The organism is Bacteroides sp. L10-4 (assembly GCF_013373675.1).
GTDB lineage: Bacteria > Bacteroidota > Bacteroidia > Bacteroidales > Bacteroidaceae > Bacteroides > Bacteroides muris.
The window spans coordinates 65,814-84,066 of record NZ_JABXJH010000002.1 but is presented as its reverse complement, the minus strand read 5'-3'; the positions used below and the strand labels follow the sequence as shown (position 1 = coordinate 84,066).

Annotated in this window: 13 protein-coding genes and 2 pseudogenes; 5 read left to right on the top strand and 10 right to left on the bottom strand. The window is 49.8% G+C overall.

The window, feature by feature from the left end; translation table 11 throughout:
* Nucleotides 1–6: 6 nt before the first annotated feature.
* Entirely contained in the window at nucleotides 7–1,299 is a 1,293-nt protein-coding gene (locus HU824_RS01245; RefSeq protein WP_176467806.1) for a hemolysin family protein, read from the bottom strand.
* A gap of 94 nt (nucleotides 1,300–1,393) precedes the next feature.
* Between HU824_RS01245 and HU824_RS01240 the strand changes: the two genes are divergently transcribed.
* Nucleotides 1,394–2,206, top strand: coding sequence for an alpha/beta hydrolase family protein (locus tag HU824_RS01240; protein WP_057089159.1), 813 nt, complete (start codon nucleotides 1,394–1,396; stop codon nucleotides 2,204–2,206).
* An 8-nt stretch (nucleotides 2,207–2,214) separates the two neighbouring features.
* Here HU824_RS01240 and HU824_RS01235 read toward each other — a convergent pair whose 3' ends face one another.
* Both HU824_RS01235 and HU824_RS01230 read right to left on the bottom strand, forming a co-directional pair.
* A complete protein-coding gene (locus HU824_RS01235; protein ID WP_057252718.1) occupies nucleotides 2,215–3,120 on the bottom strand; it encodes a DUF4595 domain-containing protein in 906 nt (301 codons plus the stop codon).
* Nucleotides 3,121–3,133: 13 nt separating this feature from the next.
* Entirely contained in the window at nucleotides 3,134–4,555 is a 1,422-nt protein-coding gene (locus HU824_RS01230) for a S41 family peptidase (protein ID WP_176467880.1), read from the bottom strand.
* A 184-nt stretch (nucleotides 4,556–4,739) separates the two neighbouring features.
* On the opposite strand from HU824_RS01230, the gene HU824_RS01225 reads away from it, so the two are divergent.
* Both HU824_RS01225 and mnmA read left to right on the top strand, forming a co-directional pair.
* Nucleotides 4,740–6,026: an O-acetylhomoserine aminocarboxypropyltransferase/cysteine synthase family protein gene (locus HU824_RS01225; protein ID WP_120138818.1), complete on the top strand. Its 1,287-nt coding sequence runs from the start codon at nucleotides 4,740–4,742 to the stop codon at nucleotides 6,024–6,026.
* Between the two features lie 22 nt (nucleotides 6,027–6,048).
* Nucleotides 6,049–7,113: a tRNA 2-thiouridine(34) synthase MnmA gene (gene mnmA, locus HU824_RS01220; RefSeq protein ID WP_005835905.1), complete on the top strand. Its 1,065-nt coding sequence runs from the start codon at nucleotides 6,049–6,051 to the stop codon at nucleotides 7,111–7,113.
* Here the strand turns inward: mnmA and HU824_RS01215 are convergent.
* The 3 genes from HU824_RS01215 to nhaC form a co-directional block, all read right to left on the bottom strand.
* Nucleotides 7,104–7,766 (bottom strand): response regulator transcription factor, encoded by a 663-nt coding sequence (locus HU824_RS01215; RefSeq protein WP_005826511.1) that lies wholly within the window; start codon nucleotides 7,764–7,766, stop codon nucleotides 7,104–7,106. The two genes, mnmA and HU824_RS01215, sit on opposite strands and share 10 nt — an antisense overlap.
* Before the next feature lie 90 nt (nucleotides 7,767–7,856).
* The gene (locus tag HU824_RS01210; protein WP_005826513.1) at nucleotides 7,857–8,447 is read right to left on the bottom strand and encodes a DUF4251 domain-containing protein; all 591 of its coding nucleotides are present in this window, start codon (nucleotides 8,445–8,447) and stop codon (nucleotides 7,857–7,859) included.
* Between the two features lie 66 nt (nucleotides 8,448–8,513).
* Nucleotides 8,514–9,950, bottom strand: coding sequence for a Na+/H+ antiporter NhaC (gene nhaC / locus HU824_RS01205; RefSeq protein WP_176467805.1), 1,437 nt, complete (start codon nucleotides 9,948–9,950; stop codon nucleotides 8,514–8,516).
* Between the two features lie 255 nt (nucleotides 9,951–10,205).
* Here nhaC and HU824_RS01200 point away from each other — a divergent pair.
* A pseudogene (locus HU824_RS01200) lies at nucleotides 10,206–10,486 on the top strand (sugar kinase); the annotation flags it as partial.
* Nucleotides 10,487–10,957: 471 nt separating this feature from the next.
* Nucleotides 10,958–11,719 (top strand): YitT family protein, encoded by a 762-nt coding sequence (locus HU824_RS01195; RefSeq protein ID WP_176467804.1) that lies wholly within the window; start codon nucleotides 10,958–10,960, stop codon nucleotides 11,717–11,719.
* A gap of 566 nt (nucleotides 11,720–12,285) precedes the next feature.
* Here the strand turns inward: HU824_RS01195 and HU824_RS01190 are convergent.
* The 4 genes and pseudogenes from HU824_RS01190 to HU824_RS01175 form a co-directional block, all read right to left on the bottom strand.
* Complete coding sequence (locus HU824_RS01190) at nucleotides 12,286–12,600, bottom strand: hypothetical protein (RefSeq protein WP_136009465.1); 315 nt, start codon at nucleotides 12,598–12,600, stop codon at nucleotides 12,286–12,288.
* 134 nt (nucleotides 12,601–12,734) lie between these two features.
* Nucleotides 12,735–14,118 (bottom strand): annotated as a pseudogene (locus HU824_RS01185) (TolC family protein).
* A gap of 2 nt (nucleotides 14,119–14,120) precedes the next feature.
* A complete protein-coding gene (locus tag HU824_RS01180) occupies nucleotides 14,121–17,255 on the bottom strand; it encodes an efflux RND transporter permease subunit (protein WP_176467803.1) in 3,135 nt (1,044 codons plus the stop codon).
* A gap of 3 nt (nucleotides 17,256–17,258) precedes the next feature.
* Nucleotides 17,259–18,119, bottom strand: coding sequence for an efflux RND transporter periplasmic adaptor subunit (locus HU824_RS01175; protein WP_369692691.1), 861 nt, complete (start codon nucleotides 18,117–18,119; stop codon nucleotides 17,259–17,261).
* Nucleotides 18,120–18,253 lie beyond the last annotated feature (134 nt).

Genomic DNA, 18,253 nt, shown 5'->3' with positions numbered 1-18,253 from the left:
CGTTCGTTATTCATCTTCTTCTTTCTTGATGACAAGCAGTTTGTCCACTCGTCCGCGGTCCATATCCACTACTTCGAAGTCCAGGTTTTTGTAGCTGAACAAGTCTCCGGCTTTCGGCACCCGTCCTATCAGGAACATGGCAAGACCGCTCAAGGTGGTGAAGTCTTCTTCTTTCAAGTCATCATAGTTCATAATGCCCATCGCCTCCATAAAGTCATCCAGATTCATGGAAGCCTCCACCAGCATGGAACCGTCCTGACGGACAACGATTTCCTCTTCTTCCGTTTCATTCTCTTCGAGGATGTCTCCGAAGATACTTTCCGTCAGATCGTGCAGGGTGATGATACCTTCTGTATTTCCATACTCGTCTACAACAACTCCAAACTTGTTTTTGTTCTTCTTAAACAGCTCTAAAACTTTCTTTGCATACAAGCTTTCCGGAATAAATAGGGCAGGGCGGGCAATATTGCGTAGGTTGAAGGGTTGTTCGCCGCCCATCATCAAGATGATGTCCTTTACGGAAACCACACCGATAATCTCGTCTTTTCCTCGCTCCACCAGGAGATATTTGCTGAAGTGTTCTTCGTGGATGATACGTAGCACCTCTTTTGGGGTGTCTGTGGGATGGAGCACGACGATGTCGCGGCGATAGGTCATCAGGTCATTCGCTCTTTTGTCCGAGAAACGGAACACGTCACGCAACATTTCCGTTTCGTCTTTGTCGATGACGCCTTGTTCCGAGCTTTGGTGCAGAATCATCTTCAGTTCGTCTTGTGTCATTTGGCGTTCCTCGCCGCTGTTCAGTCCGATGATTTTGTTCATCAGTTTGGTGGATGCACTCAGCAGGCATACAAACGGATAGGAAATCTTGGTCAGCACAATCATGAAGGGGCTGAGCATGGTGGCCCATCGTTCCGGGTTGTTCAAGGCGATGGACTTGGGCACCAGTTCGCCTATGATGAGCGACAGATAGGTGATGATGGCTACTACGGTAATCATGGCGAGAGTCTTGGCATAGGCGGCTACTCCCGGAATGAGGGCGAACAGCGGTTCTACGTCATCAGCGATAGTGGCACCACCATAGGCACCGGATACGATACCGATAAGAGTAATACCGATTTGGATGGTGGAGAGGAATTTTTCGGGTTCTTCCAGTTGTTTCAATACTCCTTTGGCTCTTTTGTTCCCTTTTCCGACAAGAGTTTCAAGGCGTGCTTTACTTGAGGAGACTAAGGCGATTTCATACATGGCAAAAATACCGTTCAGGATAAGTAAAAGTAGAATGATAATAAATTCCATAGTGGATTTTGAATAGTTTGTGAGGCAAAGATAATGATTTTTCAGTATTTATTGTTAATATTGCCATCCGTTAGAAAAAATAAACAATAAATAGATGAAAAAAAGAATTATTGCCTTGGGGCTTTTGTGGTGTCTGTCTGCCGTAATGTTGCAGGCGGCACGTGTAGACACGGTGTTGGTAAGAAGTGCAGCCATGAATAAGGATGTAAAAGTTGTGTATGTATTGCCTGATAAGGCTATCGGCAAGCAGGCTTGTCCGGTGGTTTATCTGTTGCACGGTTATGGCGGCAATGCGCGGAGCTGGGTGCAACTGAAGCCGGAATTGCCGCAGATGGCAGATGAGAAAGGGATCATATTTGTATGTCCGGACGGCAAGAACAGTTGGTATTGGGACAGTCCGGAGAATCCTGCCTACCGTTATGAGACTTTTGTCACCTCGGAATTGGTGAAGTATACAGACGGGAACTATGCTACCATTCCCGATAGCAAGGCGCGTGCCATCAGTGGATTGAGTATGGGCGGCCACGGTGCTTTGTGGAGTGCTATCCGTCATAAGGATGTGTTCGGTGCGGCGGGCAGTATGAGTGGAGGAGTGGATATACGGCCGTTCCCCCAGAATTGGGAAATGAACAAGCAGTTGGGAGAGTTTGCTGCCAACAAGGCATCTTGGGATGCGCATACGGTGGTCAACCAGCTGGATAAGATTGTAAATGGAGACTTGGCGCTAATCATCGACTGCGGTGAGGCCGATTTCTTTCTTGAAGTGAACAAGGACTTGCACAACCGGCTGCTGGCAAGGAAGATAGACCATGACTTCATCACCCGTCCCGGTGGACATACCGGAACGTATTGGAACAACTCCATAGACTATCACGTCCTTTTCTTCGACAAGTTCTTTAAGAAGTAAGTAACTTATTATTCGATGGTATAGTTCACGGTGCGTGTGTAGTCCTGCTCGTAGCCGTTCCTTATATGCCTGACGACTGCATGGCAGGAAGTGACGATACCCCGGTTATCTAACGTATAAGTATAGGTGGTGGTCTCTTCACTTTCTCCGTTGCTGTCCGGGATGAGTTGGGTAATCAGATAGTTTGCAGGTTCTCCCAATATCTTCCCGTATATGGCAACCGCATGCATGGAAAGCGGATACATGTCCGTAATGAATAGGCTTGGTATTTCGGAGATATTTGCAATTTCATTGCCTGATGGTGTGGTAGCCGTACTGTTGTGCTCAAAAGTGTCAACCTTTTGCTGTATGCGCAATGCCCGGAAGTTGCTGTAGTCTATTGTAATGAATGAGTATTCTTTTCCGTCGTCCAGCTTTTCTGTGATGTTTTCCAGATAGTATTTGTCTTCGGTGTTGATGAGGTAGGAGAAGGTGTAAGTACGGGTATTTCCTGCCATATCCTGACTGGTACAAGTGGTGGCATAACCTTTGTCATTCAGCGTGTAGGTTGATACTGTACCTGCTTCGTCGGTTATCACGGCTTGATGGTCCTTGTATTCGACAGTAGTGGTATTCTCTATCTCGAAGAGTTCGTCTCCTGCCGTAAAGCTCTGTTTGCCGGTGTAGCCGGTCAGCCTGCCTGCACTGTTGTAAAGATAGGTATGGGTGGCAGTAACCGGTTGCGCATCGCTCTCTATCACTTCTTTGAGTTCGATTTTGGAGAAAGGAGTGGTGGGGTAGGTTGACGGCTCCGGTTCTGGCGTATCATTGCCATTGTTATCATCGCTGCAAGCTGCCAGTCCGCCGAGCAACAGCAGGCTGAACATGATTCCCGAAAATCGGGTGATGATTGTAACTCTTCTGTTTAGTTTCATCCTATTGGTCTTTTTATTTGATGCGTACGGCATGGCTTGCCCGGCGTTCAATGGAGTTTGCGAGAGTGGTCACTCTTAAAGAACGGGTATCTTCTTGTGCGGGCGGTTGTATGCTTCCGTCGATGGCGCCGAGTGCAGTGCTCAATAAGGCTTCGTTGGTATCTCCAAAGGGCAGGAAACGTGACATGTCGCTCATCTCATTCACTACATATCCCGAGTAGGCCGGTTGGAATCCGGATTCATAATCAGATTTCCCTTCCGAATTGCGTATCTTGCAGACGATGGGATTCATCGTTATCATCAGTTCGGGGCTGGAGAAATTCCTGGAACCTACATTCTTGCCTACGGTAGTACCGCCGATGATGACAACATCCATATACGGGTCGAGGCAGTTAATCACCATTTCGGAGGCGGAGGCAGTCTGGCTGCTGGTAAGTACGTAGAGAGTATTCAGGTTTAGGTTTGCTCCGTTTCCGATGAGTCCGGAGTTCAGGGTGAACGGTACTATCTTCGGATTGAAGCGGTTGTTGAATTCCAGGTACCCCAACTCTTGTCCCAAGGCGGAGGAAGGTGCGAGCATGGTACACAGCAATTCTGCGCAACTCAGTAATCCACCGTTGTTGTAGCGCAAGTCAAGGATGAATTCGTTGACTTGCTGTGATGCGAAATATTGGAATGCGCTGCGCAGGTCGTTGTCATATTCATTACTGTTGTCCGTGGGGCCGGAACTGAAGTGGTTGTAGACCAGATAACCTATTTTCTTGCTGCCTGATGTATATACATTCTTATAGTGCACCGGGTTGTCGTTGACGGGACGCGCCGATGCTATCTGTCTGGGTTTGTCGTAAGCAACGATGACATTTTTCTCCACGTCGTAATAACCTACTGTAAGTTCCATGGCACTACTTCCATACAGTTTCTTATAATTCTGTTCAGTAATAAAGTTCCCGTCCATCTTCATAATCCAGTCACCCCGTTTCAGCCCGATTTCCGAGGCCGGGCTTCCGTCGGCAACGTAAAGAATCTGTGCAACAATGGCATTCTCTTCTCCTTCTACTTCTATCTGGTTGGTAGTGAACTGGAATCCGTAGCTGTAATCCGTATAGGGGATGCTGCGGGTAGTGGTGATGCTGACCAGACTGTCGATGGTGGAGAATTTGTCTTCTTCGGATTTGAGCGAGGCAAAGAAAGTGAAAGGGGCTTGAAAATAGTTCAGGTCGTTGGTATGGGGGATAGCGTCTACCCAATAGTACCACACACGCATGGTATCGTCAATCCAGCGGTCTGTCTGGGTCTGTCCGGCATACTCTTTCCAGCGGTCCACCCCGCAGGAAGTCAGATAAATGGGAAGAATCAGGGTTCCCAATATGAGTATCAGTATATTTCTTGCTTTCATGGGGGCAAAGATAGTGCAAATTGAGTGCAGAACTTTCATGCTTGCATGAAAAAGTTTTGCCGAAATGCAGTCTATCTTATCTAAAGATAGAAAATAGCTTGCTTATCTACCACAATTGTGGTATAAAATTCCCTAATCTGTGTCATTGTCTGCCCCGGCTTATCGCTCTATCTTTGCAACATCCGAATGAGAAACGGTTTATTCACCTAAAATACAAACGACAATGGAAACAAAGAAATTGCACTTTGAGACTCTACAACTTCACGTTGGACAAGAACAACCCGACCCAGCAACTGATGCCCGCGCCGTACCTATCTATCAGACAACTTCGTATGTATTCCGTAATTCGGCCCATGCGGCAGCCCGCTTTGGCTTGCAGGACCCGGGGAATATTTACGGGCGGTTGACGAATTCCACCCAGGATGTGTTCGAGAAACGTGTGGCGGCTCTGGAAGGCGGTGTTGCCGGATTGGCCGTAGCCTCGGGTGCGGCAGCCATCACTTATGCCTTTGAGAATATCACCCGTGCAGGCGACCATATCGTGGCAGCTAAGACCATCTACGGTGGAACGTATAATCTGCTGGCCCACACATTGCCTGCCTACGGGGTTACCACTACTTTTGTGGACCCGGGCAATCTGGACAATTTCGAGAAAGCGATTCAGGAGAATACCAAGGCAGTATTCATTGAAACGCTGGGAAATCCGAATTGCAACATCATTGACATTGATGCCGTTGCTGAAATAGCACACCGTCACCGGATTCCTCTGATTATAGATAACACCTTCGGTACTCCTTACTTGATTCGTCCCATAGAGCATGGGGCAGATATTGTAGTCCATTCGGCAACGAAGTTCATCGGAGGGCATGGTACGTCCTTGGGTGGTGTTATTGTAGATAGCGGCAAGTTCGACTGGGTGGCCTCGGGGAAGTTTCCCCAACTGACGGAACCGGACCCGAGTTATCATGGAGTACGTTTCGTCGACGCTGCCGGTCCTGCTGCCTATGCCATCCGTATCCGTGCCGTATTGTTGCGTGATACCGGTGCCACAATCAGTCCTTTCAATGCTTTCATTCTGTTGCAAGGATTGGAGACGTTGTCGCTTCGCGTGGAACGTCATGTGGAGAATGCCTTGAAAGTGGTTGAATTCTTGAAGAAGCATCCCAAAGTGGTTGCCGTGAACCACCCGTCCCTGCCCGAACATCCTGACCACGCGCTTTACGGGAAATACTTTCCGAATGGAGGCGGTTCTATCTTTACGTTTGAGGTGCGGGGCGGTATGAAGGAAGCGCAGACGTTTATTGACAGTTTACAGATATTCTCGTTGCTTGCCAATGTGGCTGATGTGAAATCCCTGGTTATCCATCCTGCCACCACTACCCATTCCCAATTGAGTGCACGGGAATTGGAAGAACAAGGCATCAAACCGGGCACGGTCCGCCTCTCCATCGGGACAGAACATATCGATGATTTGCTGGACGACTTGTCCCAGGCATTTGACAGAATTTAAAAGAATAACAGTATACGATAGAATGAATATTGCTGTATTATTGTCGGGAGGTGTAGACAGCTCCGTGGTGGTACATCTCCTTTGCGAACAAGGTTACCGTCCTTCTCTATTTTATATCAAAATAGGGAGGGACGATGCCGATTATATGGACTGCTCTGCGGAAGAGGATATGGAGATGGCTTCTGCCATTGCCCGGCGTTATGGATTATCGTTGGAAGTAGTGGACCTGCACCGGGAGTATTGGGACCAGGTGGCGGCTTATGCCATTGATAAAATAAGACGTGGCTTGACTCCCAATCCGGATGTGATGTGCAACAAGCTGATAAAGTTCGGGTGCTTTGAGCAACGTGTGGGGAAGGATTTCGATATCACGGCAACCGGGCACTACGCCACTACGGTGTTGAGGGATGGAAAGACATGGCTCGGTACCGCTGCCGATTCCGTGAAAGACCAGACCGACTTTCTGGCACAGATAGATTATCTGCAAGTTTCCAAACTGATGTTTCCATTGGGCAGACTGATGAAGAATGAGGTTCGTGACATAGCCCTGCGTGCCGGATTGCCCAGCGCCAGACGTCGTGACAGTCAGGGCATCTGCTTTCTGGGAAAGATTGATTATAATGATTTTGTGCGCCGTTTCCTTGGCGAAAGGGAAGGGGATATTGTGGAGTTGGAAACGGGTAGAAAGTTGGGCAAGCATCGGGGCTATTGGTTTCATACCATCGGCCAGCGTAAAGGATTGGGGTTGGGTGGAGGACCGTGGTTTGTTGTCCGCAAGGATGTGGAGGAGAATGTGATTTACGTGTCCCGCGGATGTGATACGGCATTGCAATACGGCTATGAATTCCGTATGTACGATTTTCATTTCATTACGGATAATCCCTGGAAGGGAGCGCAGGAAGAGGTGGAGGTGACTTTCAAGATACGCCATACGCCGGAGTTTGTCAAAGGCAGGTTGCAAAAGGAGGCGGAGGGTTACCGCATTGTTTCGGAAGAAAAGCTGCAAGGCATTGCTCCGGGCCAGTTCGGAGTGGTGTATGATGCTGATGCCCGGCTGTGTGTCGGGAGCGGGGAGATTTATATATAATATTCCACCAAGTCTACGATGCCTGCCTTCATGGCATATTTGGTGGCTTCGTGCGCATTGTTTACACCCAGTTTCCGGAAGATATTCTTCCGGTGGCTGTTTACCGTATGGAAGCTGAGGTTTCGTTCGGCGGCTATTTCTTTGGTTGTTTTCCCCAGGGCTATCTCTTTTAGGATGCTCCGTTCGGCAGTAGTCAGTAAATCATCTTTGATGGTAGGATGAGTGGGGGAGGAGGAACCGTTGCCTGCGAGCAGCAGGTTACTGACGTGATTACAGATGAATCGCTCCTTGCGTGAGGCGCATTGTAGTGCGGTCAGTATCTCTTCTTTGGAATTATCCTTCAGCGCTACGCCGAATGCCATGCTGCTGAACAATACCTGGCGCAGGAACGGTAGGCTCAATTCGTCGGAAAAGAGTAGCCAATCGGCTTCCTTGAAGCGTTCGTGAAGTACCATTAGCTCTTCGGCTCCCGAAAAATCAAAAAGGGTATAGTCCAGAATGACAACGGCGGTGGGATGCAGGCGTAGTTGCTGTATCAGTTCTGCCTTGTTGTCGGCTTCCAGCAGCAGGGAGGTGTCTTTCTGTCTGCCCAATAGGAACATCATGCCTGCTTTGGTGATATCTTGATTGTCTGCAATGATAAATTCTCTCATGACATTGGTATATAAAAAACTCCGCTACAAATGTACACTTTTTAGTGTGATTTGTGGCGGAGTGGGAATATATATATTTATATAAGGGTTTTACCAGGAACGTCCCTTGAATATGTTGGATTGTTCCAGCGGAACCAGGTTCCCGCTCAAAGTCATGGTGTTGGAGTTGAAGTTCGGGCTGATGGTTACGGTTGCGTTGTTCCCGCCATCGGTCAGCGTAAGGAATATCTGGGCGGAAATGCCGATACCCTGGATGCTGAAGTTACAATTCACGTTGCCCCGTTTGTCGGTAGTCATTTGGATGTCCGATACGGTTCCGTCTACTGTTACACCGCCAATGCCGTTAGGACCTGGGTATACGGTGTTGAAGGCTACCTGCACGGTGCCACGTCCTTGGTTGACCAATACGAAGTTGGTGTTGGAGTTTACAAATGCGGTCTGTCCGTTGCGGAACATCACTTGGTCTGCCTCCATTACGAACTGGTGAGCTTTCAAGGCCGCCATTGCGTCATCGTACGAAATGGCATCCTGTGCTTGTTCTTCAGCTTTCAGGCGTGCACGTTCTGCGTCTCTTTGGGCTTTACGGTCTGCGCGCTTTTCAGCTCTACTCTCTTGTGCATACATGGTCGTTGTTGCCATGCTTACCAATACTACTGCTGCTAATGCAATAAACTTTTTCATAATCGAATCTTTTTTTGTTTAGGTTTAAATAAATTGTTCGTTATAAGTTTATTGCAAGAACAATGCCTATCCAGGATTGTTCACCGGTTTTTTAATTATTTTATATCCGATAGCAGCAATAAAGATACTCATTACCGGACTGATAAGGTTGAAGAAGCAATAGGGAAGGTAGGTCAGTGTGGGTACACTCAAAATGGTGGCTTGCGTCATGCCGCAGGTGTTCCATGGGATAAGCGGGGAGGTGACGGTAACGGCATCTTCCGTGGTACGGCTAAGTAGCCGGCTTTCGTAGCCTTTCTTTGCGTAAACGTTGCTGAACATGTTTCCGGTGAGGATAATGCTGATGTACTGGTCTGCCGTGGCAAGGTTCAGGAACAATCCGGAACATACGGTGGATGCTACCATGCTGGCTGTATTCTTCATGAAGCGGACGAATAGGGAAGTGATGCTTCCTAGCATGCCGCTTGCCGTCATGGCTCCACCGAAACACATGGCGCAGATGATGAGCCAGATGGTATTCATCATTCCTGCCATACCTCGTGTGGCAATCAGTTCTGTCAACATGTCACTGTCAGTTTGTAGACTGGTACTGCCATAGAATGTCATCATTATCCCTTTGAACATATTCCCACCTTCCGCTATCTCATTCAGTAGTCCCGGTTGGAAGATGAAGGCGAATATCCCTGCCAGCAGAGTGGAGAGAAAGAGTGTGATGACGGAAGGCACTCTCCGGGCAATCAGTATTCCCGTAATCACGGGAACAGCCAGTAACCAGGGAGTAATGTTGAATTTGGCGTCCAATGCTGCCGTAAATTCCGCGATCTGTTGTGTATTGTTCGTTTCGTGTGTGAGTCCCATTACTGTAAAGATGACAAGGGTGATGAGGAGAGAGGGGACGGTGGTGATCATCATATAGCGGATATGGCTGAATAACGGTGTTTCCGTTACGGATGAGGCAAGGACTGTGGTATCCGATAACGGTGAAATTTTGTCTCCGAAATAGGCTCCCGAAATGATGGCACCGGCTATCCAGCCTTCTTCAAAACCTTGTGCCTTGCCTATGCCTAAAAGGGCGATGCCGATGGTGGCGATAGTAGTCCATGAACTTCCCGTCATCACTGATACCAATGCACAGATGATGCAGGTGGAAGCAAGGAAGAAATCCGGATGGATAATCTGCATACCATAATATATAAGGGTAGGCACCACCCCGCTTATCATCCATGTGCTGCTCAAAGCACCGATAATTAATAGAATAATGATAGCTGTGGCAACACCTGAAATGTTGTTGGTGATGGCAAGCTCATAATCTTTCCAAGGGATATGGTAGAAAGCCATGCCGATAAAGACACACATACCAGTGGTAGCAAGTAGGGAAATCTGGCTTCCTCCACTCAAGGCGTCACTTCCGAAAGTATGGATGGTGGCGAACAGCATTTCTACGAGAAAAGCGATGGGAAATAGAGAAACGAGTGGAGAGGGTATTTTCTTTGCTGAATTCATTGGATCGTTTTTACTATGCTTGGTTGACGAATCTATTATCACTCTGCCGTTTACAGTTTGATGTGGCAAAGGTATAACAATTCTGTTTAATATCTTTCTTATCCTCTGTATTACAAATGAAAATTATCAAATCTTTGCGTTTGCTTGAAAAAATGATAGTATTTTTGACTTTCAATTGATATATTTGACTTCAAATTGTATATTTATGAATAAAAAACTGTAACAGACAGGAAAGTGTTGACTTTTGGTGAAGTGATGTTTCGTCTGATTACTTCAGGATTTCGCCGTTTCTCCCAGTTCAATGAGTTATTGCAACCTATGATGGCAGGTAGGCTAATGTTGCTATGTCGTTGGCACATTTCAGCATCCCTATGGAATTTGTCACCTGTCTGCCGGACAATGCCATAGCGCATGCTTGTATTGCTTCTTTCCGTGCTTGCGGTTTGGATATGGAGGAGATTGTCTTTGGCAGCAAGCGTCTGGGATTATATTATTGGGAGAGCGATGTTGCTTTCCGAAATTCTAATGTGGTGTATGTTGCAGGAAAATCTTTCAGGAATTGTGTAATTTCATCACTTTCATCTAACTCTGTTACGCCACCTTCGTTGCAATGACATTCAAGCGTAAAAGTTCCAGTTCACCATAATGATCTGTTGTAAACTGTATAAAAACTTCTGGGCTGTTAATGTCGTATAGTTTATCTGCATCTACGAACTTTACTTGCGTGTAATAAGCTACATCTCGTAGCTCTTCCGGGAGATTCGGTTGTTCTTTGTAGATACAGTTTCCTGTATCTCGTTAGTGATGTGGTAATACGTGCAATATGGCCTGATGGTCATAGTCTTTAGGTGAGATGCGGAATGCACCTTCACCGAATTCTCCAAAACCTTTATAATCTTTTACCTCAATCTTGAACCTCGGTGTTATCAGATTGAGTTCCCTATCACTATATCTTTCCGCATTTTACTTTTTTTTGTAACTTTGCCATAAAATAATCGAATATGAGTATGACTTTAACAACTGAGAAAAAAGAAAAAGCAATATTATTCCTCTGGCAACATCTCCTGCTTCTGATTTCATTGTATCTGATGACATTGGGAGTCGTTCTATGTGTAAAATCCTCTTTGGGCAGCAGCGTAATCTCCTCACTGCCGTTCGTTTTTTCGCTGGCGGGATTGATAAGTCGTGTCCCTGAGTGGACAATTGGCGGATACACGATTGCGATGAACTTTATCTTGGTATTTTGCCAAATACTCATACTGCGCCGCAATTTCGACTTCATGCAGCTCTTCCAGCTTGTCATCGGATTCGTATTCGGATGGCTTATAGATATTAACATGGCATTGACAGCCGGTTTGGAATGCACGACTTGGTCTTCGCAAATATTCGCCCAATTCGCTGGATGTACCATCATGGGCATCGGCATCGCCTTCGAGGTGCGGTGCGGCTCGGTAACCATGCCGGGCGAGGGCATTTCCATTACCGTCAGTCAGGTAACGAAGCGTCCTTTCGCCAAAGTAAAGATATGGGTGGATACGACCCTCGTACTGCTCGCCGTTGCTGGGTGTTATCTCTTTTTCGGGAGCTGGCAGTGGAATGTTATCGGTATCGGAACGCTTTTCGCCATGATTTATGTCGGACTGGTAGTGAAATTTATCGCTCCGCATTTGGGTTGGTTCGACCGCCTTCTAACCTATCGCCCAGGCTTCCGGCGTTACCTGTTCGGATTGGCTCGATTACTATATCGTCGCGGTGAAGTGAAAGAATAAAAACGAGGGTGTCAAAATGTGGCACCCTCGTTTTTGTTGTATCCCTGTTGAAGGCTGAAATCAAATATCCGCTTCTACAAGGAATATTTTGATTTTTGGAACAGCATCAACGGTTAATGTTGTTTGATTAGGCTATTTCAATTTTGAAATTAGCCAGTCAGTGACAAGCTTCACCGCATAATCAGAAGCAACGGTATATTATGGTCTTTATCTGTTTGTTGTCATACTCTTCGCTTGCAATTGAAGTGACGCCCCGCCTTGTGAATGTCCAACAAGATATATGTTTTCAGTTATCGTTAATGCCTTGACATAGGAAATTATACTTATGAGGTCTTCATTCTCATTGAGTACTGTCATATTCTGAAACTCGCCTTCACTCTTGCCGCAATCGTTGAAATCATAATGCAAGACGCCTATGCCATTCTCGTTGAGAATACAGATTATCGGTTCCCAGAGATGAAAGCCATTGTCACAGATGGTATGTTATTCGACTTTGAAAAAGAAGTGCGAATGCCAAATGCAATCACGCTTCTTTTGAGAATAAAATCCTGTGCAAAACAGAACTTTTACTTGGCAGGCAGCACCTCACCCTTCTCGTTGAAGAGCACGTCCGAAGTCTTCCCTTCGGCATCGGCAAGTGTCACCTTGTAGGTCTTGACACCCTCCTCGTTCTTCACATAGGCGGCCTTGATGGTCTGTCCCTCGTAGCTCTTGGCTACGGCATCCTTGACAGCCTGCGGAAGCTGGTCGGTTTCGATAGCCTCGAATTCATTTTCGGCGGTTACCGAAATCTGAGCCTTCGGTGCGATTACAGTGTTGGCATACGCGGCATTGAAGCCGAGGGCTGCGAAAAGAGCAGCAGCGATAAATACTTTTTTCATTTTCGTAATGTGTTTAATTAAACTTAAAATCTCCTTTTTTCAAGGTTGCTGATACAAATTTATCGACATCCCGAGCACAATCCAAGCAAGTGATTATGAACGGCATTTTTCCGATGACGGATGTTTCCAGGGTTCTATTTCGTCCCGCCTCCGAGGGCATGGTAAAGCGTGATGACGCCCTGTATCTCGTCATAGCGGTCTTCCGATTCCGCCAGTTCGGCCTGCAAAAGTTTCTGCTGGGCGGTGAGCACTTCCAAATAGTGGGTTCGCCCGTACTTCATCAGCAACTTGGTAAGCCATACGGCGGCTTTCAGATTCAGAATCCGCTTGCGGTCTATACCCAGCCGCTTGCGAGCCGTCTGCCAGAGGATAAGTGCATTGTTCACCTCGTTGCCGGCATCGAGCAGGTTCTGCCGGAATTGCAGCAATGCCTCCTGCTGCTGTGCGCGGGCTATTTTCAGCCAGGCAACGTTCTCGCCTTTATGGAAAAGGGGCTGCACCAGCGAACCGACCGCATTGAAAAGCCACGTTCCCGGATTTGGATATGGTCCCCGCATTATTGGTCCATCCGATGGTGCCAGAAAGCGTGATACGCGGATAAAAAGCCGAACGGGCTTCGCCGGTGGCATAGAACGACTGCATCAGGGCAAACTCCGCCTCCCGCACATCCGGACGGTTGCTGACCAGCGACAGAGGAAGCCCGGCGGACAAGCTGTCGGGAAAGTGCCGGTCGGCAAGCATGCCGCGTTCCAGTTTTACAGGCGTAATCCCCAACAATGCACAGACCGTATTTTCCAGCTCTCCGATGCGCTTTTCCAACGTGAGGACGGAACCTTCCACCTCCAACTTGTTGGCACGTGCCTGCAACACGGCTGCTTCCGTAGTTTTCCCTGCCCGTTTGAGCGCGGAAAGCGTGCGGATATTCTCCTGCCATGTCGTCAGCGTGCGGCGGCTGATCTGCAACTGCTCGTCGAGCATCAGCAGCGTATAGTAACTGTCGGCAACGGTGGCGACCAGACGTGTCTGCATCGCCTGCTCGTATGCCCGGCTTTGCCCGAGAGCCGCCTTGGCTCCGGCTTTCGCATTGCGCTGCCGGCCGAAGATGTCCAATTCCCACTCTGCCGAAGGGCCGACCGAATAGGTTCGTTGCGCAGGACGTCCGTCGGAATGACTTGCTTGTCCCTGCCCGCCGAGAGAGACGGACGGAAGGAATGCCAGACGGGAGGATTGCAGGACGGCTTCCGCCTCTTCCGTCCGCAGGCGGGCCACACGCAGGTCGGTGTTATGCTTCATGCCGCATTCTATCCACCGTTGAAGCAGAGAATCGGTAAAAAGCTCTCGCCACGAAAGATTGGCGAACGATGCGCTATCCGTCTGTTGCGTCTCTTGTCGGATACTGGTGTACAGACTGTCGGCGAACGACAAGTCGGGCCGTTCGTAGCGCGTATAGATTCCGCAACCGTTCATGAACGGCAGCAGAAAAAGCAAAAGGAATATATAATGAACTGTTTTCTTCATGATTATTTCTGTTTTAGGGTACGCCGGGGCATGACGGCCTCCTCCATACGTTGGAACACGATGAACAGCACCGGAACGATGAACAGCAATGCCACCGTGCCGATAAGCATTCCGCCTACCGTACCCACGCCGATGGATATGTTGCCGTTGGCTCCCACGCCGCTGGCGAACATCATCGGCAACATACCGAAAACCATCGTCAGCGAAGTCATCAGGATAGGCCGCAGACGGGCTTTTGCCGCAGACATGGCGGCAGCGGCGATACTCATTCCCATTTTACGGTGCTTGGTGGCATATTCGGTCAGCAGGATAGCGGTCTTGGCCAACAGACCGATGAGCATCAACAACCCCACTTGCATATAGATGTTGTTCTCCAGAGAGAACATGCGGGCAAAGAGAAAACTTCCCGCCAGCCCGAAAGGTACGGAGAGCAATATGACTACCGGCATGAAAAGGCTCTCGTAAAGAGCACAAAAAATCAGATAGATGAAAACGAAGCAGATGACGAAGATGATTACCGTCGAACTGCCCGAACCGGCCTCCTCGCGCGACATGCCGCCGAACTCGTAACCGTAGCCCGCAGGCAATACCTCGGCAGCCACCTCCCGCACAGCCTGAATGGCTTCGCCCGAACTGTAACCGCCCGCCGCCGAACCGTTGATGGCAATGGCGGAGAAGAGATTGAAACGCGCCAGCGACTGCGCCCCGTACACTTTCGTCAGGGTCAGATATTGTCCGACGGGACTCATGCCGCCCTTGTCATTGCGTACGAACATATTATTCAACGCTTTGGTGTCGAGGCGGAACTCCGGAGATGCCTGTACCATGACACGATACAATTTGGAGAACCTGTTCATGTTCGAGGCATAGATACCTCCGACATACCCGGACAACACATCCAGCACATTGGCAGGCGACACACCTGCCTGTTTACACCGTGCGGCATCGACCTCCAACAGATATTGGGGATATTTCGTATCGAATGCGGTGGTAGCCTTGGCTATCTCCGGCCGCTCGTTCAGCCCCTCTATCAACCGATTGGCCACTTTCTGCAAATCCTCGATGCTGCCTCCCTTCTGGTCCTGCAAATGAATCTCGAAACCGTTGCTCGCACCATAGCCGGGAATCATGGCTTGGGTGAAGACGATGACTTTCGCGGCTGTGATGTCCGCCGTGCGGCGGTATATCTCGTCGATGACGGATTGGATGTCATCTCCCTTTTCCGTGCGCTCGTCCCAGGGATGCAGACGGATAGTAAACATACCGCTCGACGAACCCATACCGCTTAACATGCCCATACCTGTGGTCTTTGCACATACCTTGATTTGCGGAATGTCGCCGATTTTACGGTCTATTTCCTCCATGATTCTGGCGGTCTGCTGCAAATTGGTGCCGGGAGGCGTCTGAACGTCAATATTGATCGTACCCATATCCTCGTTCGGGACCAGTCCGGTTTTCGTCGTCTGCATCAGATATACCAGCCCGCCGCACGCCAGCAGTAATGACAGTCCGGCCAGCCATTTGCGGCGGAACAGAAAGAGCACTCCGCTCTTGTAGCGCACGAGCATTCGGTTGAAAGCCGCATTGAAAGCCAGATGGGAACGGGTAGAGAAACCGGGCCGTTCTCCTGCGGTAACCTCCGTGTGGGGCGTCATGAGCAGGGCGCAAAGAGCCGGACTGAGCGTAAGTGCATTGAGCAGCGAAATGCCGACGGCAACGGCCATCGTCAGTCCGAACTGCATATAGAACGTGCCTGTCGTACCGCCCATGAAACTGACGGGAATAAACACCGCCATGAAAACGAACGTGGAGGTCAGCAGTGCGGACGATATGCCGTCCATCGCCCGGATTGTGGCTTCGTAAGGCGAACGGTACCCCTCGTCGAACTTGGCCTGCACCGCTTCGACCACCACGATGGCATCGTCCACCACCGTGTCGATGACCAGTACGAGAGCGAAGAGCGTAATCATGTTCAAGCTGAATCCCGCCACGTACAGGAAGGCGAAGGTGCCTATCAGCGAAACGATGATTGAGACGGTCGGTATAAGCGTGGAACGTATGTTCTGGAGGAACACATAGACTACGAGCACCACCAGCAGGACGGCTTCAATCAGGGTCTTGACCACATTCCGGATGGAGGCGTCCAGAAAATCCTTTGTACTCATCAGGTCGGCGATTGCCATCCCCTTGGGAAGATTCTCGGATATTTCCGCCACCACCTTGTCAATCTCTTCGATAATCTCGTTGGCATTCGAGCCGGATGTCTGGGAAATCATGCAGGTAGTGCCCGGATGCCCGTTCATGGAACCGATGTACTCGTAGGTTTTCGAGCCCAGTTCGACCCGCGCCACGTCTTTCAGGCGCAGGACGGTTCCGTTTTCCTGCGCGCTGACCACCAGATTCTCGTAGTCGGTCTCCTTGTCGTAACGTCCGCGGTATTTCAGCACATAACGGAACGTATGTTCCGATTCGGCACCCAGCGTTCCGGTCGGCGATTCCAGATTCTGCTCGTCGAGCACCTTGCGTATGTCCGACGGAACAAGACCGTATTGCGCCATCTTGCCCGGATCGAGCCATATCCGCAAGGAGTAGTCCGCACCCTTGACGTCCACCTCGCCGACACCCGCAATACGGGCGAAACGGGGCTCGACGTTTATCTTCAGATAGTTGCACAGGAACTTTTCGTCGAACGAATCGTCGGGACTGTAGAGAGCCAGCGTCTTGATGCGGCTCGTCTGGCGTTTACGCACGGTCAGGCCGCTCTTGGTCACTTCGGCGGGCAGTTGCCCTTGTGCCGAAGCCAACCGGTTCTGCACATTGACCATTGCCATGTCGCCGTCCGTTCCCTGCCGGAAATAAATCTGGATCGTGGCGGAACCCGTGTTCGTGGCGGACGACACCATGTACATCATGTTCTCCACACCGTTGATGGCCTCTTCGAGCGGCACCACCACGCTTTTCTGCACCGTCTCGGCATTCGCACCGGGATAGGTAGCCGACACAAGCACAGTGGGAGGCGCGATTTCCGGGAACTGTTCCACCGGCAACTGGACGAGGCATATGATGCCCAACAGCGTAATGAAGACCGAAATGACACCGGCCAGTATCGGTCGGTCGATAAACGTTTGTATCTTCATAAGTTATTCTCCCCGTGTGTTTTTAGGTTCGACAACAGCACCTTCGCGCACCAGTCCGGCACCTTCGGCGATAATGACGTCGCCCGCCTTCAGCCCCGATTCCACGATATATTCTTTTCCGTCGTTCTGCGGGAAAACTTCGATACGGGTAGAGACGGCCCTGCCGTCCACCACCTTATAGACGAAGATGCGGTCCTGCAATTCATACGTGGCAGCCTGCGGAATGACGATGCAGTTTTCGCGCACGGAAGGAATCAGCACCGTGCCGCTGCCACCGTTGCGCAGCAGCCTCTCCTTGTTCGGGAAGACGGCACGCAGGCTCACAGCTCCCGTACTCTCGTCGATGGTGCCGCTCACAGCGTCGATATGGCCTTTGCAGGAATACATCTGCCCGTTGCTCATTTTCAACTCCACTTCAGGCATCTCCTCGATGGCATGCTTCAGGGAGCCGTATCGCTGAATCATGTCCAACATCTGATTTTCGGCCATCGAAAAATGAGCATACACCTGGCTGTCGTCCGACACCGTGACTAACGGGTCGCCGGATGTGCTGCTGACCAATACGCCTACCCGGTAGGGAATCATGCTCGCCACACCATTCACGGGCGACTCCACCTCTGTGTACGACAGGTTGTTGTGGGCGCTCTTCTCTTCGGCCTCGGCCAATGCGAGCTTGGCTTCCGCTTCCATGACCTCGTTGCGGGCGGTCTGCAAGTCGAACTCCGAAACCACCTCTTCTTCCAAAAGCCCCTTGTTGCTCTCCAGACCAGCCGGGCGGTGGAGAGCACCGCTTCGGCACTTTTTACATTGGCGACGGCGATGTCGTGCGCAGCCTTGTAAGGCACTTGGTCGATGACGAACAATACGCTGTCCTTACGTACCGCATCGCCCTCCTTCATCCGGATGTCCGTAATCTGACCGCTTACCTGCGGGCGAATCTCCACGGTCTGATACCCCCGTATGGTAGCCGTATAACCACTGCGGAGCGTGCGGCTGCT

What these genes read in the sequence shown, in the direction of transcription:
- HU824_RS01230 (WP_176467880.1), bottom strand. Translation starts at nt 4,555, where the DNA reads ATGAAAGTTCTGCACTCAATTTGCACTATCTTTGCCCCCATGAAAGCA.
- HU824_RS01195 (WP_176467804.1), top strand. Translation starts at nt 10,958, where the DNA reads ATGACTTTAACAACTGAGAAAAAAGAAAAAGCAATATTATTCCTCTGG.
- HU824_RS01215 (WP_005826511.1), bottom strand. Translation starts at nt 7,766, where the DNA reads ATGAGAGAATTTATCATTGCAGACAATCAAGATATCACCAAAGCAGGC.
- HU824_RS01210 (WP_005826513.1), bottom strand. Translation starts at nt 8,447, where the DNA reads ATGAAAAAGTTTATTGCATTAGCAGCAGTAGTATTGGTAAGCATGGCA.
- HU824_RS01235 (WP_057252718.1), bottom strand. Translation starts at nt 3,120, where the DNA reads ATGAAACTAAACAGAAGAGTTACAATCATCACCCGATTTTCGGGAATC.
- mnmA (WP_005835905.1), top strand. Translation starts at nt 6,049, where the DNA reads ATGAATATTGCTGTATTATTGTCGGGAGGTGTAGACAGCTCCGTGGTG.
- HU824_RS01240 (WP_057089159.1), top strand. Translation starts at nt 1,394, where the DNA reads ATGAAAAAAAGAATTATTGCCTTGGGGCTTTTGTGGTGTCTGTCTGCC.
- HU824_RS01190 (WP_136009465.1), bottom strand. Translation starts at nt 12,600, where the DNA reads ATGAAAAAAGTATTTATCGCTGCTGCTCTTTTCGCAGCCCTCGGCTTC.
- nhaC (WP_176467805.1), bottom strand. Translation starts at nt 9,950, where the DNA reads ATGAATTCAGCAAAGAAAATACCCTCTCCACTCGTTTCTCTATTTCCC.
- HU824_RS01245 (WP_176467806.1), bottom strand. Translation starts at nt 1,299, where the DNA reads ATGGAATTTATTATCATTCTACTTTTACTTATCCTGAACGGTATTTTT.
- HU824_RS01180 (WP_176467803.1), bottom strand. Translation starts at nt 17,255, where the DNA reads ATGAAGATACAAACGTTTATCGACCGACCGATACTGGCCGGTGTCATT.
- HU824_RS01225 (WP_120138818.1), top strand. Translation starts at nt 4,740, where the DNA reads ATGGAAACAAAGAAATTGCACTTTGAGACTCTACAACTTCACGTTGGA.